At 72.4% G+C, this 15171-nt stretch carries 15 protein-coding genes and 2 pseudogenes; 4 read left to right on the top strand and 13 right to left on the bottom strand.

Going from position 1 to position 15171, the window contains the following annotated elements; translation table 11 throughout:
- Positions 1 to 50: 50 nt before the first annotated feature.
- Both FIV44_RS19810 and FIV44_RS19805 read left to right on the top strand, forming a co-directional pair.
- Positions 51 to 1325, top strand: coding sequence for an MFS transporter (locus tag FIV44_RS19810; protein ID WP_141005953.1), 1275 nt, complete (start codon positions 51 to 53; stop codon positions 1323 to 1325).
- Between the two features lie 10 nt (positions 1326 to 1335).
- On the top strand, positions 1336 to 2217 hold the full coding sequence (locus tag FIV44_RS19805) for a 1,4-dihydroxy-2-naphthoate polyprenyltransferase (RefSeq protein ID WP_141005952.1): 882 nt from the start codon (positions 1336 to 1338) through the stop codon (positions 2215 to 2217).
- A gap of 30 nt (positions 2218 to 2247) precedes the next feature.
- On the opposite strand, the gene FIV44_RS19800 is transcribed toward FIV44_RS19805, so the two are convergent.
- The gene (locus FIV44_RS19800; RefSeq protein WP_141005951.1) at positions 2248 to 2511 is read right to left on the bottom strand and encodes a DUF4229 domain-containing protein; all 264 of its coding nucleotides are present in this window, start codon (positions 2509 to 2511) and stop codon (positions 2248 to 2250) included.
- 82 nt (positions 2512 to 2593) lie between these two features.
- On the opposite strand from FIV44_RS19800, the gene FIV44_RS19795 reads away from it, so the two are divergent.
- A complete protein-coding gene (locus tag FIV44_RS19795; protein ID WP_141005950.1) occupies positions 2594 to 2842 on the top strand; it encodes a hypothetical protein in 249 nt (82 codons plus the stop codon).
- A gap of 10 nt (positions 2843 to 2852) precedes the next feature.
- Here the strand turns inward: FIV44_RS19795 and FIV44_RS19790 are convergent, their stop codons facing one another.
- From FIV44_RS19790 to hemL, 9 genes and pseudogenes are all read right to left on the bottom strand, one after another.
- Positions 2853 to 3812 carry a hypothetical protein gene (locus tag FIV44_RS19790; protein WP_141005949.1) on the bottom strand — a complete coding sequence of 320 codons (960 nt, stop codon included), beginning with the start codon at positions 3810 to 3812 and terminating at the stop codon, positions 2853 to 2855.
- The gene (locus FIV44_RS19785) at positions 3740 to 4057 is read right to left on the bottom strand and encodes a hypothetical protein (protein WP_141005948.1); all 318 of its coding nucleotides are present in this window, start codon (positions 4055 to 4057) and stop codon (positions 3740 to 3742) included. The genes FIV44_RS19790 and FIV44_RS19785 overlap by 73 nt, the downstream gene beginning before the upstream one ends.
- A 1-nt stretch (position 4058) precedes the next feature.
- Positions 4059 to 4586: a hypothetical protein gene (locus FIV44_RS19780; protein WP_141005947.1), complete on the bottom strand. Its 528-nt coding sequence runs from the start codon at positions 4584 to 4586 to the stop codon at positions 4059 to 4061.
- An 84-nt stretch (positions 4587 to 4670) separates the two neighbouring features.
- On the bottom strand, positions 4671 to 5708 hold the full coding sequence (ccsB, locus tag FIV44_RS19775) for a c-type cytochrome biogenesis protein CcsB (RefSeq protein WP_141005946.1): 1038 nt from the start codon (positions 5706 to 5708) through the stop codon (positions 4671 to 4673).
- Positions 5705 to 7188: pseudogene (resB, locus tag FIV44_RS19770) on the bottom strand (cytochrome c biogenesis protein ResB). Before resB ends, ccsB begins: the two are co-directional and overlap by 4 nt.
- A gap of 74 nt (positions 7189 to 7262) precedes the next feature.
- A complete protein-coding gene (locus FIV44_RS19765; RefSeq protein ID WP_141005945.1) occupies positions 7263 to 8027 on the bottom strand; it encodes a cytochrome c biogenesis CcdA family protein in 765 nt (254 codons plus the stop codon).
- Positions 8028 to 8036: 9 nt separating this feature from the next.
- Complete coding sequence (locus FIV44_RS19760) at positions 8037 to 8603, bottom strand: TlpA disulfide reductase family protein (protein WP_141005944.1); 567 nt, start codon at positions 8601 to 8603, stop codon at positions 8037 to 8039.
- Positions 8600 to 9295: a histidine phosphatase family protein gene (locus FIV44_RS19755; protein WP_141005943.1), complete on the bottom strand. Its 696-nt coding sequence runs from the start codon at positions 9293 to 9295 to the stop codon at positions 8600 to 8602. The genes FIV44_RS19760 and FIV44_RS19755 overlap by 4 nt, the downstream gene beginning before the upstream one ends.
- A pseudogene (gene hemL, locus FIV44_RS19750) lies at positions 9292 to 10601 on the bottom strand (glutamate-1-semialdehyde 2,1-aminomutase). The gene FIV44_RS19755 and the pseudogene hemL overlap by 4 nt, the downstream one beginning before the upstream one ends.
- Before the next feature lie 222 nt (positions 10602 to 10823).
- Here hemL and FIV44_RS19745 point away from each other — a divergent pair.
- Complete coding sequence (locus FIV44_RS19745) at positions 10824 to 12065, top strand: lytic transglycosylase domain-containing protein (protein WP_141005942.1); 1242 nt, start codon at positions 10824 to 10826, stop codon at positions 12063 to 12065.
- A 206-nt stretch (positions 12066 to 12271) separates the two neighbouring features.
- On the opposite strand, the gene hemB is transcribed toward FIV44_RS19745, so the two are convergent.
- From hemB to FIV44_RS19730, 3 genes are read right to left on the bottom strand one after another with little or no spacing between them, the layout of a single operon-like run.
- Positions 12272 to 13264 (bottom strand): porphobilinogen synthase, encoded by a 993-nt coding sequence (gene hemB, locus FIV44_RS19740; RefSeq protein WP_141005941.1) that lies wholly within the window; start codon positions 13262 to 13264, stop codon positions 12272 to 12274.
- Positions 13265 to 13287: 23 nt separating this feature from the next.
- Positions 13288 to 14631 (bottom strand): hypothetical protein, encoded by a 1344-nt coding sequence (locus FIV44_RS19735; protein WP_141005940.1) that lies wholly within the window; start codon positions 14629 to 14631, stop codon positions 13288 to 13290.
- A gap of 4 nt (positions 14632 to 14635) precedes the next feature.
- The gene (locus tag FIV44_RS19730; RefSeq protein ID WP_141005939.1) at positions 14636 to 15157 is read right to left on the bottom strand and encodes a SigE family RNA polymerase sigma factor; all 522 of its coding nucleotides are present in this window, start codon (positions 15155 to 15157) and stop codon (positions 14636 to 14638) included.
- Positions 15158 to 15171: the final 14 nt, after the last annotated feature.

Genomic DNA, 15171 nt, shown 5'->3' with positions numbered 1-15171 from the left:
ACCGGTCATCCACCTGACAGACGCCATCCGTCCCGGCGAGGATGATCCCGATGACCATCGGACTCTCGGGACGCATCGCCCGTCTCGCCGGACCCACCTCGCTCGTCCGCCGGCTCTCGGCCCAGTCGGTCCTGTCCGCCTTCGGCGACGGGGTCTTCCTGACCGGCAGCGCGGTGTTCTTCACCCAGATCGTCGGGCTCTCGGCGGCCCGGGTCGGGCTGGGGCTGTCGATCGCGGGACTGGTGACCTTCCTGCTCGCCGTACCTCTCGGCAAGCTCAGCGACCGGTACGGCGCCAAGCGGGTCTGGGCGCTCACCTCGCTGGTCGAGGCGGTGCTCTACCTCGCCTGGCCGGCCGTCGGCGGACTGGGCGCGTTCATCGCGATGATGATCGTGCTGGAGAACGTGTCGTCGGCGAGCCGGTCGGCCCGCAACGCCTACCGCTTCGACGTGTTCCCGCGCGAGGAGCGGGTCTCCTCCAACGCCTACTTCCGGGCCGCCCGCAATGTCGGCTACACCCTCGGGGCGCTGCTCGCCGGCGTCGCGCTCGCCACCAACGACGACAACGTGATCCGCGCCGTGCCCGTGGCCACCGCGGTGCTCCTCGTCCTCAACGCCGCCCTCGTGGCGCGGCTGCCCGCCGCCGTGCACCACGCCGAGGAGGCTCCGCTCGAGGCGGCGCTGGAGGACGCAGGTGATCGCCGCAGCGCGCTGCGCAACAAGGGGTACGTCGCCATGGCGGTCTGCGGCGGCGTGCTCGGCACCCACCAGGTGCTGCTCAACGTCGTCATCCCGCTCTGGCTGGTCGAGGCGACCGACGCGCCGCGGGTGCTGCTCGCCTGGCTGTTCGGCACCAACACGGTGATGGCGGTCGCCCTCCAGGTCGCCGCGGCCCGGGGCGTCACGACCGTCGCCGACTCGCTGCGCGCCCAGCGCCGCGGAGCCTTCTTCTTCGTGCTCTCCTGCGCGATCGTGCTGGTCACCCACGACACCATCGGCTGGGTCACGATCGCGCTGGTCTGGATCGGGCACGTCACCGTGACCGGCGCCGAGCTGTTCCAGTCCGCCGGCGAGTGGGGCCTGCAGGCGGAGCTGTCGGATCCCGCCCGCCGCGGGGAGTACCAGGGCGTCTCGCAGCTCGGGTACACGCTCGGCACCGTGTGGGCGCCGGCGGCGTACACCTTCCTCGCGCTGGAGTGGGGCACTCCCGGCTGGTGCGTGATCGCCGGGATCGTGGTCGTCGCGGCGGTGCTCATCCACCCGGCTGCCCGCGCGGCCGAGCGGCACCTGACCCGGTTGGACGCCTCCGCGAGCCAGCCTGCTTGAATCCCTCTTCATGGCCACAGCAGCGCACTGGATCGCGGGCGCCCGCGTCCGCACCCTCCCCGCGGCGGTCGCGCCGGTGGTCGTCGGCACCGGCATCGCGGTGTACGCCGACCGCGGCGTGTGGTGGAAGGCGCTGCTCGCCGCCGTGGTCAGCCTGGCCCTCCAGGTGGGCGTCAACTACGCCAACGACTACTCCGACGGCATCCGCGGCACCGACGACGAGCGGGTCGGACCGCTGCGCCTGGTCGGCTCCGGACTCGCCTCCCCCGCGGCCGTGAGGCGGGCGGCGTTCCTGGCCTTCGGCGTCGCCGCCGTGGCCGGGCTGGCGCTCGCCGCCACCACGTCGTGGTGGCTGGTCCTGGTCGGCGCGCTCAGCGTCCTCGCCGCCTGGTACTACACCGGCGGCTCGAAGCCCTACGGCTACCTCGGCCTCGGCGAGGTGATGGTCTTCGTCTTCTTCGGGCTGGTCGCCGTCGTCGGCACCACCTGGGTGCAGACCGAGGCGTGGGGGACGCCGGGCTGGGCGTCCGTCGCCGCCGGGACGGGCGTCGGCGCCCTGGCCTGCGCGATCCTGGTCGCCAACAACCTGCGCGACATCCCCACCGACCGGGTCGCGGGCAAGCTGACGCTCGCCGTGCGGCTCGGCGACCGTCGTACCCGCGGCTTCTACGCCGTCCTCGTCGCCGCCGCGGCCGCCGCGGTCGTGGTGCTCGCCGCCCTCACGACCTGGTGGGCGCTGCTCGGCCTCGGCTTCCTGCTCCCCGCCGGCGCCTCCGCGCGGACGGTGCTCGCCGGCGCCCAGGGGCCTGCGCTCATCCCCGTGCTGCAGCGGACCGGGCTCGCGGAGCTGGCCTGGGCGGTGCTGGCCGGCGCCGGCCTCGTCCTCGGCTGAGCCTCGAGGCCGAGCTGCGGCGGGCGGGGCTCAGCCCTCGCCATCCTCCTTGGAGCGCATCTCCTCGTACTTCCTGGAGATCCGCTCCGCACGCCCCTCGACCCGGGCGGCGAACGCGGAGCGCTGCCGCTCGAGCAGGACGTACGACGCGACGCCGCTGATCAGGAAGGCGATCACGATGACCCACAGCACGTCGACGGTGTCGGCGACGAGCAGCCACACCCCCGCCACGACGCAGAACGCGCCGACGAACAGCCCGATGCGCAGGCCCGTGTAGACCAGGAACTCCTTCACGACACCACCCTAAGCAGGGCCGACCTGTCCGCAGTCATCGGGAGGGGACGCGGGGCAACCATTCACGGCCTACTCTGGTGGTGTGAAGCTGTTGCTCGTCGTCCTCGTGTTCGCGGCCGCGACCTATCTCGCGGTCCGCTGGCTGCAGGACCACGGGTACGGCGACCAGCCCGCCCGCCGTCGTACCCCCAAGCCGCAGCCGCCGACCCGGCCGGTCGCGCCCGACGACGACGAGGGCTTCCTGCGCGACCTGGAGTGGCAGCGCCGACAGGAGGAGCGGCACCGGGACGATCATCCCCAGCCGCCCGACAACCCCGATCAGCAGTCCTGATCAGCCCTGATCAGTAGCCGTAGGGCGCGCCGTTCTCGTTGAGGTTCTTCGCGGGGACCGACGGCAGCTCCCACTCGTTGCGGTCGCCCTGGAGGTCGAGCATGGCGTCCTCGACGGCCTTGGCCCGGAACGGGATCTCGTCGGCGTGCTCGACGTTGGCGACGGTCTCGCCGTTGTAGAGGTCGTCCATCGCCTCGTCGTACTTGAGGTAGATCTTCTCGTACACGTGCTTCGTGATCGCCTGGTAGAGCCCGTTGGCCGTCCAGTCCTCGAAGGTCGCCGGCTCGATGTGCAGGTCGGGGGTGCTGTCGCCGGTGGCGATGTGGCCCACGAGGGAGGTGAGGCCCTTGATCGCCTCGATCCCGGTGTTGACGCCCTCGGTCGCGGTCTTGACCGCGGGGATCAGCCGGAGCAGCTTCCACACGTCGGCGGCGATGGCGAGGATGTTGGCGATGTCGACGTCGGCGCCGCCGGGGTTCGGCGGCGTCTTCAGGCCGCACTCGACCCAGAACGCCAGCATGATCTCCAGCGCCGCGCGCACGCTCTCGACGTAGGCCATCGCGGCTTCCTGGGTGCCGTGGATGATCCCGGTCGCGGCCGCGAAGCCGCCGGTGATCTGCGCCGACATCACCGTGAAGAGGGCGAGCGCGTCGTTGTAGTTCTCGTGGAACAGGAAGAACTGGGTGGCGCCCTCCCCCTGCCAGCGCTGCAGCATCTTGCCGATGTCGGTCCACTGGTCGCGCGCGCCCAGGCCCAGCTCGGTCACGACGTCCTGCTTGAGGTCGAGCACGGCGTTGGCCATCGCGTTGGTGTCGACGTGGGTGAACTGCTGGCAGAGGTTGTTGAGGTAGAGCGCCAGGCCGTCCGCCCACCCCAGGCCGTTGTTGTACGACGTGTTCAGGTTGGTCTTGATCTCGGAGGCGACCCGGTTCTTCTCCTCCTCGGTGACGTCGTACGGCAGCCACAGCACGGCCGACGACGACCCGCCGTAGTGCTCGTGCGCCTTGACCTTCCACTTGGCATCGGGGCACGGCGTCGACCAGTCACGGAGGCTGACCCCTGCTGCTGGTAGAGCTCGCGCAGCTCCGGGTCGGGCGGGTCGGAGTGGTTGACGGTCTCGAGGTACTCGGTCGCGAGCTCGTTGCCGCGCAGGTAGCCGAGGTACTTCTCGATGTCCATGCAGATCTTGAAGAACTCGATCCGGTCGAAGGCCATGTCACCAGTTCCTGTCGACGTCGGGTACGTCGGGCTGGTTCTCGCCGCCGTCGCCCCGGTCGGACTGGTCCTCGCTCGGCGGGGTCGGGTCCTCCTCGGCGTCGACGTGGTGCGTCGTACCCGGCGGGCCGTACGGCGGCGGGACCTCCACGTCGTACCCCGGGGCCTCCGGGTTCGGCAGCTCCGTCGTCTCGTGAGGCGTCGGCATGGGCGTGTTCTTGAGCTCGTCGGACATGGCGTCGAAGTCGGCCTTCGCCTGCGCGTCCGTGGCGACGTAGTCGTCGGCGGTGATCTTGATGGCGACCGAGCAGTTGTCCATGGTGGTCACCGCCCGGCCCAGCACCGCGTGCATGTCGCCGCCCACGTGGAGCATCGACGTCAGCACCGCCGGGTCACCGGCGTGGGCGGCCTCGACGTTGAGGGTGGCCAGGCTCGCCTGCAGCTTGTTGGTCAGTCGGGTCAGGTGGTCCGCCTCCGCCGGGATGTCCTTCTTGGCGGCCCGGTACATCATCTCGATCGGGGTCTCCACGTCTCGACGATCCCCGTCCGCGGCCGCGCGAAACCCGGTCCTCGGCGGGTCGGCCGTCCTCGGACGGGTCCGCCGGCGGCGTACCTACCGAAGGGGTCGCCAGGACGGCTGTTCGGCGACGGTTCCGGCGGGTGCGTCGACCACCCGCTCCACGGCGTACGAGTGCTGGCTCGTGGTCGAGAAGTAGTTGATGCCGATGAAGTTGAACCAGAGCGTGCCGAGGCCGACGAGCGCGAGCAGGGCGGCCTTGCGGCCCTTCCAGCCGGCGGTGGCGCGGGCGTGGAGGTAGCCGGCGTAGACGACCCAGGTGATGAACGCCCACACCTCCTTGGGGTCCCAGTTCCAGTAGCGGGACCACGCCTCGTGGGCCCAGATCGGGCCGGTGATGAGGACCGCGAAGGTCCACACGGGGAACGCGAAGGCGTGCACCCGGTAGGCGAGCCGGTCGAGGGCGTCCAGCTGGGGCACCCGGGCCAGCCAGCCGCCGAGCGCGCGCCCGGCCGCCTCCGCGCGCCGCTCGGCGCGCATCCGGACGAGGTAGACGATCGAGGCGATGCCGCCGAGGGTGAAGGCGCCGGTGGCGATCACGGCGGAGATCACGTGGATGACCAGCCACGGCGAGTTGAGGGCCTCGGTCAGCGGCGCGACCGCGTCGTACAGCCAGATCACGGCGACCATCAGCGTGGCGACGACGAACCCGACGACGAGCGGGCCCATCCAGCCGAGCCCGAACCTCTTGTAGAGCACGAGGTAGAGCAGCGCGACGACGAAGGTGCCGGAGAGCGTGAACTCGTACATATTGCCCCAGGGCACCCGGTTCGGGTCCGCGGCCATGCCTCGGCCCACGAGCCCCACGAGGTGCGCCGCGCACGCGATCGCGGTGAGCAGCAGGCCGAGCCGGCCCAGGAAGGCCACCCGGTCCGCCCTGGCCGGCGCACCGCCCGGCTCGCCCGGCTCGCCGGCCTCGTCCGCCGCACCGCCGGCGCCGACCAGCTCGCGCTCGGCGGCCGGCTGGCGCAGCGCGGCCCACTCCGCCAGGTAGACCACCAGGGCGAGGAAGTAGACGATGCCGGCCGTCGCGATGGCCTGGTTGCTGAGCGTCTCCCACGCGGTGTTGCTCACGACTGCCTCACGTTCTCGGATGTCTCCTTGAGCTCCTCGAGCAGGGCGGCCAGGACCTCGTCCATCTCGCCGTTGCCGGAGCGATCGAGTACGGCGACCTCGACCCGAGTGCCGCCGGTGCCGTCCATTGTGCCCGAGGCCCGCACCCACACCCGGCGCGGCCGGATGAACAGCGACGCGCACAGGCCGATCAGGGCGAGGATCACGCCGAGCAGGGCGAGCCCCTTGCCGGGCGTCTGGCTGATCTGGACCCGGATCCACGGGTCGACCCGCTCGAAGGTGACCGACCCGAGCCCGTCGGGCAGGTCGACGGTGTCGCCGGGCTGGAGGTCGACGCGCAGCGGCTTGCCGTCGTCCTTGGTGATCGGGGTGGCCTTGGACTTGTCGAGGACGTAGACCGACTGCGAGCGGCCGTCGTCGAGCCCGAGGTCGCCGGTGTAGGCCAGCATCGACAGGGTGGGGTTGAGGTCGTCGCCGAACACGGTGACCGGGTTGCCGTCGACCATCTCGAAGCTCGGGAAGAAGAGCCCGTCCAGCCCGATCTTGCCCGGCTTGGCGGACGAGGCGTTCACGACGCCGTACGACAGGAAGCTGGCGTCGCGCGGCAGGAACACCGTCGGGCCGGTGTAGGCGATGTCGCCGTTGCCGTCGCGGACGGTGATGACCGGGGCGTACCCGTGGCCGATGAGGAACACGTCGGTGCCGTCGATCTCGAGCGGGTGGTTGACCCGGAGGTCGTAGGTCCGCGGCTCCCCGTCGCCGACGCGGTAGGTCACCGCCGCGGAGAACTTCCGGGCCTGCCCGAACCGCGGGCCCTCCTTGAGCCAGTCGACGGAGAACTCGTCGACGCTGAACCGGAAGTTCTCCATCTGGCTCTGCCGGAACAGGCCGCCGGGCTTGAAGTCGTCGTACTGGGTGAGGTTGTTGCTGAAGGTCGTGCCCTGGACGAGGATCACGCCCCCTGGTAGCCCCACAGCCCGCCCATCGCGACGCCGGCGAGCACGATCAGCAGGGAGAGGTGGAAGACCAGGTTGCCGGCCTCCCGGAGGTACCCGCGCTCGGCCGCCACGAAGTCGTCGCCGTCGCCGGTACGGCGCAGCCGGTGCCGCCGCCCGAGCACGGCCCGGGCCCGGTCCAGGACGTCGGCGGCCGCGACCTCGGTCGAGTACGACGCCTGCACGGGCAGCCGGGTCAGGTGCCGGGGTGCCGCGGGCGGCTGGGCCCGCAGCGCGCGGTAGTAGACGAGCAGCCGCGGGATGATGCAGCCGACGAGTGAGAGCACGAGCAGCAGGTAGATGGCGGAGAACCACGGCGAGCTGTAGACCGAGAAGAGGTCGAGCCGCTCGTAGACCGGCGTGAGCTTGGGGTGCTCCTGCTTCCACCGGGTCACCGCCAGCGAGTCGACGCCGGACTGCGGGATGACCGAGCCCGGGATCGCGGCGAGCGCGAGCAGCAGCAGGAGCAGCAGCGCCGTCCGCATCGAGGTGATCTGCCGCCACGCCCAGCGGCCCAGCTCACGGGCGGTGAGCTCGCCGGGACGGCGCTCCGCGGCGCTCATAGCACCGTCTCGCCGAAGTCGACGGTACGCAGCTGGGCCCACTGCACGACGTGGTCCCACCAGCCGGTGACCATCAGCACGCCGATGAGGACGAGGAAGAGCCCGCCGACCCGCATGAAGGCGAGCTGGTGCCGTCGTACCCAGCCCAGGGCGCGGGAGAGGCGGTGGTAGGCGAGCGCGACGGCGATGAACGGCAGGCCCAGGCCGAGCGCGTAGCAGAGCGCCAGCAGGCCGCCGCGGGCCGCGGTCGCGCCGTCGGCGAAGGTGAGGTTGAGGATCACCCCGAAGGTCGGCCCGACACAGGGCGTCCAGCCGATCGCGAACAGCGCGCCGATCAGGGGGGCGGCGCCGAGCCCGACCGCGGGGACCTTGTGGATGCGCAGGTCGCGCTGGAACGGCGAGAGGAAGCCGGCGAACACCAGGCCGAGCACGATCAGCACGATGCCGAGGCCCAGCTGCAGCTCGTCCTGCCACCGGCGCAGCGACCGGCCGATGGACCCGAACGCCGTGCCGTAGAGCACGAACACGACCGCGAACCCGAGCACGAAGAGCACCGAGCCGAGCAGCATCCGGCCGCGCCTCCGGTCGCCCTCGCCGGCGACGATGTCGGCACCGGAGAGACCGGTGGCGTACGACAGGTAGCCCGGCAGCAGCGGCAGCACGCACGGGGAGAAGAAGGAGACCAGGCCGGCGATCACCGCCACCGGCACCGCCAGCCCGAGCGAGCCCGCGGCGGCCTGGTCGCTGAACCACTCACCCATCGCCGCGCCTCACGCCCCCTCGGCGAGGACGTCCTCGACCACGGTCGTCAGCGTGGTCTTCGACGGGATGGCGCCGTTGATCAGCGCCGCGACCCGGCCCTGCTGGTCGAGCACCACCGTCGCCGGCATGTACGGGGGCGCATAGTCGCCGAGCTCGAGCAGCGTCTCGCTGCCGGGGTCGTAGAGCGAGGGGTAGTCGACGCCCCGGTCGCGCTCGAACGCGGCGGCGTTCTCGGGCGCGAGGTCGCGGATGTTGATGCCGACGAACGCCACGTCGTCGCCGAGCTCCCTCTCGGCCTCGACGAGCATCGGCATCTCCGAGCGGCACGGCCCGCAGCCGGACCACCACACGTTGAGGACGACGACCTTGCCGCGCAGGTCGGTGACGTCCAGCGGCTCGCCCTGGACCGTCGTACCGCTGATCGCGACCGGCTCCTCGCGGTCGGCGGCCGCGACGGCGACGACCTTCCCGTTGCCGGCGACGTAGTCGAGGTCGCCGGTCCCCCCGATGTCGGTGCACGCGGTCATCAGGAGGAGCAGCGCGGCCAGGACGGCCGCGCGGACGGTGCGGCTCATTCCGGGGGCGTCCCCTCGGGCCGGTTCTCCTCCGGCGCGTCGCCCGCCGAGAAGGGGGCGGCGATGTCGCCGGTCGGGATCAGGTCGATCGCCGGCTCGGCGTACGAGATCTCGACGAGCTCCTCGCCGGCGAACCCGAAGGACGTGACCGAGCACAGCGTGCACTGCCGCTTGCGCGGGTCGTGGAGGTAGGAGCGCCGCTCGGCCGCGAGACGGGTGGTCCAGATCGGCAGCTGGTGGGACACCAGCACGGCCTCGTGGCCGGCGGCGTCGCGGCGTGCGTCGTGGACGGCGGCCATCATCCGCTCGACGATGGCCTTGTAGGGCTCGCCCCACGACGGCCGATAAGGGTTGTAGAGGTGGCGCCACAGCAGCGGGTTGCGCAGCGCGTTGTTGCCCTTGCCGAAGGTGAGGCCCTCGAACCGGTTGGCCGACTCGATCACCCGCGGCTCCGCGCCGACCTCGAGCCGCAGGGCGGCGGCCAGCGGCGCGGCGGTCTCCTGCGCGCGCTCCAGCGGCGAGGAGCGGATCACCGTGATGTCGTTGCCCTGCAGCGCCTCGGCGACCCGGTCGGCCATCGCCCGGCCGCGGACGGAGAGGTGGAAGCCGTCGCGGCGGCCGTAGAGGACGCCCTCCGGATTGTGGACCTCGCCGTGGCGGACCAGGTGGACGATCGTGTCAGGGGTGCTCACGCGTTGGCTCCGTACGTCGCGGCGGCGGCGCGGGCGGCCGCCGGGAGGGCGTCGAGGACCTGCTGGACGGCGCGGTCGTCGTGGGCGGACGAGACGAACCAGGCCTCGAACGCCGACGGCGGGAGGTGGACGCCTTGGTCGAGCATCGCGTGGAAGAGGGCGGCGTACGCCGGCACGCTGGTGCGCTGCGCCTCCGCATAGCTCGTCACCGGCTCCTCGGTGAGGAAGACCGAGAACATCGAGCCGGTCGACTGGATCACGTGGGGCAGCCCGGCGGCGGCGAAGGACTCGGCGATCCCGGCGCGCAGCGCGTCGGCGACGACGTCGAGGCGGGCGTAGACCTCGTCGGTCGCGGCGGTGAGCGTCGCGAGGCCGGCGGCGGTGGCGACCGGGTTCCCGGACAGGGTGCCGGCCTGGTAGACGGGACCCTCCGGGGCGAGCTGCGCCATCACGTCGGCGCGGCCGCCGAAGGCCGCGGCCGGGAGGCCGCCGCCCATCACCTTGCCGAAGGTCATCAGGTCGGGGATCCAGCCCTCGACGGCGCCGTCGGTGCCCCACTGGCCGGCCTTCGAGACGCGGAACCCGGTCATCACCTCGTCGCTGACGAACAGCGCTCCGTGGGTGCGGCAGGTCTCGGCGAGGAAGGCGTTGAACCCGGGCGCCGGCGGGACCACGCCCATGTTGCCGGGGCGGCCTCGGTGATCAGGCAGGCGATCCGGTCGCCGTGCTCGGCGAAGGCGGCGGTCACCGCCTCCCGGTCGTTGTAGGGCAGGACCAGGGTGAGCTCGGTGGAGCTGACCGGCACGCCCGGCGTACCCGGGATGGAGAAGGTGGTCAGCCCCGAGCCCGCCGCGGCGAGCAACGCGTCGACGTGACCGTGGTAGCAGCCGGCGAACTTCACGACCACGTCGCGGCCGGTGAAGCCGCGCGCGAGCCGGATCGCCGACATGGTCGCCTCGGTGCCGGAGGAGACGAGGCGGAGCCGCTCGACCGGCGTCCGGTCCACGATCGCCTCGACGAGCGCGACCTCGCCCTCCGTCGGCGTGCCGTACGACGTCCCGCGGGCCACCGCCGCCCGGACGGCCTCGACCACGGCGGGGTGCCCGTGGCCGAGCAGCATCGGGCCCCAGGAGCAGATCAGGTCGACGTACTCGTTGCCGTCGGCGTCGGTCAGCCACGGCCCGGTCGCCGACGAGATGAAGCGCGGGGTGCCGCCCACCGCGTCGAACGCGCGGACCGGGGAGTTCACCCCGCCGGGGGTCACCGCGCGGGCCCGGGCGAAGAGGGCCTCGGAGGCGGAGGTCAGGGGTGCGGACACCGCGCCATTGTCGCCGATGGGCCCCAACCGGCCGTCATCGCGGGGGTGCCTTTGTGCTCACGCCCATAGCACGCCCACGCTCTTGTGCGCGGGATCATGTGACACCCGTAACGTCGGTGTGTCACGATTCGTTGACTCGGTGCACAGGTGGGCACTGAGGGAGTGCCCACGCGATGGGGCCACTCGTGGCCAGGGGAGAGAGTCAGGGACATGTCGAGGAAGCGTCTGGGGCGGCTGCAGCGCGTCGCCACCATCATTCCGCTCGCTCTGCTGTCGGCGGCTTGGACCGCATCGGTCGCCGGCATCGGTGGCATCGGCTCGCCGGTCCAGGCGGCCGAGACGCCCGGTCAGGTGACCGACGGCACCAGCGTGCCCGAGGAGTCCATCGAGGACCCGGCCAGCCTCTCCGACCCGGCCTCGGTCGAGGGCCTGGAGGACGGCAACGAGGCCGGCATCGTGTCGGCGGCGTCCACCAACGCCATCCCCGCCGCCGCGCTCGCGGCCTACCAGCGGGCCGAGACGGTCATCAACTCCGCCGACGCCTCGTGCAACCTCACCTGGCAGCTGATCGCCGCGATCGGCCGCGTGGAGTCCAACCACGGCCGGGTCGGCGGCAACGTCCTCGACAACGACGGCGTGGCGACCCCCGGCATCTACGGCCCGGCGCTCGACGGCACCAACGGCACCAAGGCCATCTCCGACACCGACGCGGGCGTCTACGACAACGACACCCAGTGGGACCGCGCGGTCGGCCCGATGCAGTTCATCCCCTCGACCTGGCAGGTCGTGGGCGTGGACGCCGACGACGACGCCTCCCGCAACCCGCAGGACATCGACGACGCGGCCCTCGCCGCGGCCGTCTACCTCTGCTCCGGCGACGGCGACCTGTCCACGGTCGTCGGCCAGCGCGCCGCGGTCTACCGCTACAACCACAGCCAGGCGTACGTCGACCTGGTCCTCAAGATCATGAACGCCTACCTCGAGGGCGACTACACCTCGGTGCCGAACTACTCGACCGCCGCGGGCTACGTCGTTCCCGAGCCGCCGAGCTTCGACGTCCGCAGCCCCGGGACGATCAAGAAGGGCAAGGGCACCAAGAGCTCCACCACCGGCTCCCCCACCGCCGACCCGAGCACCGGCTCCAACGGCAGCACGGACGGCAACACCGGCAACGGCAACAGCGGTGGCGGCAACGGCAACGGTGGCGGCGGCAACAACGGCGGCGACAACGGCGGCAAGACGCCGACGATCCCGAAGACCAACACGCCCCTCGACCCGGTCGTCGAGGGCGTCGACGAGGGCGTCGGCGCGGTCACCTCGAACCTGATCAGCGGCGTCCTCGGCCTGCTGACCAAGCAGGACGCCGCCAAGGCCTGCCAGGCCCAGTATCCGAAGCTCACCCAGTCGGTGCAGCTCCTCAACTGCCTGCTGAGCTACGGCCTCAAGCCCTAGCCATCCCGCACGACCCGCGTGAGCCCCGGACCTCGATCCCCCCAAGGTCCGGGGCTCACGCGCGTCCTGGGCCGCCAGACGGCCTGTCACCGCGCCTGCCTCGACCGCGGGGCCGGCAGCGTGTCGCCCGCGCGAAGCGCATCGGAGGCAAGCATGGGCCCGGAGGGTCCGTGCGCAGCCTTCGATAGGCGACACGCTCGGCCAGATCAGAGCAGCCGGGCCACCTCGGTTGCCCAGTAGGTGAGGATGACGTCGGCGCCGGCGCGGTGGATCGAGGTGAGCGTCTCGAGGATGGCGGGCTCGCGCTCGATCCAGCCGTGGGCGGCGGCGGCCTCGAGCATGGAGTACTCCCCCGAGATGTTGTACGCCGCGGTGGGCACCCCGAGCGCGCCGGCGGCGTCGGCCACCCGGCGCAGCACGTCGAGATAGGCCAGGGCCGGCTTCACCATGACGATGTCCGCCCCCTCCTCGATGTCGAGCAGCGCCTCCCGCACGCCCTCGCCCGCGTTGCGGCGGCCGTCCTGCTGGTAGGTGCGCCGGTCGCCCTGCAGCGAGCTGTCCACGGCCTCGCGGAACGGGCCGAAGAAGGCGGAGGCGTACTTCGCGGAGTACGCCAGGATCCCGGTGTCGGTGAACCCGGCTCCGTCGAGGGCGGCCCGGATCACCGCGACCTGGCCGTCCATCATGCCGCTGGGGCCGACCAGGCCGGCGCCCGCCCGTGCCTGCACGACCGCCATGTCGGCGTACCGCTCCAGGGTGGCGTCGTTGTCGACCCGGCCGGTGGCGTCGAGCACCCCGCAGTGGCCGTGGTCGGTGAACTCGTCGAGGCACAGGTCGCCCATCACGACCAGCGCGTCGCCGACCTCGGCCACGACGTCGGCGATCGCGACGTTGAGGATGCCGTCGGGGTCGGTGGCGCCGGAGCCGGTCGCGTCCTTGCTCTCCGGTACGCCGAACAGCATGATCCCGCGCAGCCCCGCCTCCGCCGCCTCGACCGCCGCCTTCCGCAGCGAGTCGCGGGTGTGCTGCACGACGCCCGGCATCGAGCCGATCGGCGTCGGCTCGGCGGCGCCCTCGCGGACGAACGCCGGCAGCACCAGCTGGCTCGGCCGCAGCGTCGTCTCCGCGACCAGGTCGCGCATCGCGGCCGTGGTCCGCAGACGTCGGGGACGGATCACCGGGCGCTGGATCTCGCTCATCCCTCCATTGTCGCGCAGGGGCGTCAGCGCCACCTGGCCAGCCACTGGGTGGCGCCGGGGACCAGTCCCCGCGCGTCGGTCCGCTCGCCGTACGGCGTGTCCCAGAGCAGGTAGCCGTCGGGGCTCGGCCCGCCGACCGCCCACGACGAGACACCGTCGGTGACCCGGACGAACCGGCCGCTGCCGGGCTCGTAGACATAGGTCCCGGCGCGCTCCGGCTGGTACGAGGTCACCTGCACCACGCCGCCGGTCACCCAGCCGTCGATGCCGTCGCCCTGGATGGTGGTGACCGGCTCGCCGTCGGTCGTCAGCACCTGGACCCGGTCGTCGCGGCCGTCGGCGTAGGTGCCGCAGTACTGGCTGAGCACGATCCGGTCGTCCACCACGCCGAAGCCGAGCAGGTTGCACCGCTCCCCCGAGTGCGGGTCGAAGTCGTGCTCGGCGCCGGTGGCGAGGTCGCGGACGTGCACCCGGCCGCCCCGTCCGTTGGTGGCGTCGGTCCACACCATCGCGTCGTCGGTGAAGGCGACGTCGCCGACCCGCAGCCCCTCGTCGCGTACGTCGGCCGGGTCGGTCAGCGACACCGACCACAGGTCGTAGGTCTCCCCCTCGGCGCCGGCGTCGTCCGCCTCGCCGTCGGGTCCGGTGGGCCAGCCGCCGGGCGGCGGGGAGCCCACTGTGGCCGGCACGCCGACGTACATCCGTCCGCCCGGGCCGGGCTCGGCCTGGAACAGGTCGGCGCCCGCGGGCAGCCCCGGCCACTCGAGCGTCGACCAGGCGCGGGTCCCGCGGTCGTAGACCGACGCCCGGACCCCGTCCCCCGACTCGCCCCGCGCGCCGAGCAGCACGATCCGGTCGGTCCCGAGCACCGCCGGCCTCAGCTGCCCCTGCTCGTCGAGCGACGGCAGCCAGTCCTTGTCGCCGGTGGCCGGGTCGAGCAGCGCGTAGCGGACCGTGTTCTCGACGCCGTGGGGGCCGTCGCGGAACAGGATCAGCCCGTCGTCGGTGACCCCGTCGTAGTACTGGCCGTTGGCGGACTCCAGGTCCTCGTTGGTGTACTGCGCCAGCACGTCGTAGTCGACGCCCTCCTGGGCCCGGTCGGCGTCGGCGAGCCCGATCACCGGCCCGTCGGGACGAGGTACGCCGCCCGCCGCGGCGTCCCGGCCCGCGTCGGTCTGCCCGGCGAGCACCCCGGCGGTGGCGACGCCGACCACGCCGACCACGGCCGCGGCCAGTCCCCCGGCGAACCGGGCCCGGCGTCGTCGTACCTGCCGGCGGCCGCCCGCCAGCACGGCCGCCAGGTCGATGTCGTCGGCGGGCGGGGTCTCCGCAGCCTCGCGCAGCAGGGCACGCATCTCGTTCACCATGTCGTCACCACTTTCCGGCTCCCAGGGTCAGCTCGCCGAGCGACGAGTCCTCGAACACGGAGCGGAGCCGGTCCAGCGCACGCGCGGTCTGGCTCTTGACGGTGCCCTCGCTGCAGCCCAGCGCCCGGGCCGTGTCGGCGACGCTGAGGTCGTCGAAGTACCGCAGCACCACGCACGCCCGCTGCCGCGGCGGCAGCTCGGTCATCACCTGCAGCAGCGTCGCGCGGGCGCTCACCAGCTCGGCGACGTCGAGCTCGGCCGGTCGCTGGGGATCGGCCTCCACGACCAGCTCCGTGCTCGACCGCCGCCGGGCGTGGTCGAGCACGACGCTCACCAGCGCCCTGCGGGCGTAGGCGTACTCGCGGCCGGCCCGGGTCAGCCGCGGCCACGCGACGTACACCCGGATCAGCGCCTCCTGGACGTGATCCGCCGCCCGGTCCCAGTCGCCGCACAGCAGGTACGCCGTCCGGCGCAGCCGGTCCCGCGCCCCCTGGGCGAAGGCGACGAACTCGTCCTCGTCACGCATCGGTCATCCGCTCC

Origin of the sequence: Nocardioides humi, from assembly GCF_006494775.1 — a bacterium.
GTDB classification, from domain to species: domain Bacteria; phylum Actinomycetota; class Actinomycetes; order Propionibacteriales; family Nocardioidaceae; genus Nocardioides; species Nocardioides humi.
The sequence above is the reverse complement of the archived record's forward strand: the minus strand, read 5'-3'. Positions and strand labels throughout refer to the sequence as shown.

Coding starts and splice junctions, on each gene's coding strand:
- FIV44_RS19785 (WP_141005948.1), bottom strand. CDS start 4,057: ATGGCCTTCGACCGGATCGAGTTCTTCAAGATCTGCATGGACATCGAG.
- hemB (WP_141005941.1), bottom strand. CDS start 13,264: ATGAGCGAGATCCAGCGCCCGGTGATCCGTCCCCGACGTCTGCGGACC.
- FIV44_RS19730 (WP_141005939.1), bottom strand. CDS start 15,157: ATGCGTGACGAGGACGAGTTCGTCGCCTTCGCCCAGGGGGCGCGGGAC.
- FIV44_RS19735 (WP_141005940.1), bottom strand. CDS start 14,631: ATGGTGAACGAGATGCGTGCCCTGCTGCGCGAGGCTGCGGAGACCCCG.
- FIV44_RS19810 (WP_141005953.1), top strand. CDS start 51: ATGACCATCGGACTCTCGGGACGCATCGCCCGTCTCGCCGGACCCACC.
- FIV44_RS19805 (WP_141005952.1), top strand. CDS start 1,336: ATGGCCACAGCAGCGCACTGGATCGCGGGCGCCCGCGTCCGCACCCTC.
- FIV44_RS19745 (WP_141005942.1), top strand. CDS start 10,824: ATGTCGAGGAAGCGTCTGGGGCGGCTGCAGCGCGTCGCCACCATCATT.
- FIV44_RS19760 (WP_141005944.1), bottom strand. CDS start 8,603: ATGAGCCGCACCGTCCGCGCGGCCGTCCTGGCCGCGCTGCTCCTCCTG.
- FIV44_RS19765 (WP_141005945.1), bottom strand. CDS start 8,027: ATGGGTGAGTGGTTCAGCGACCAGGCCGCCGCGGGCTCGCTCGGGCTG.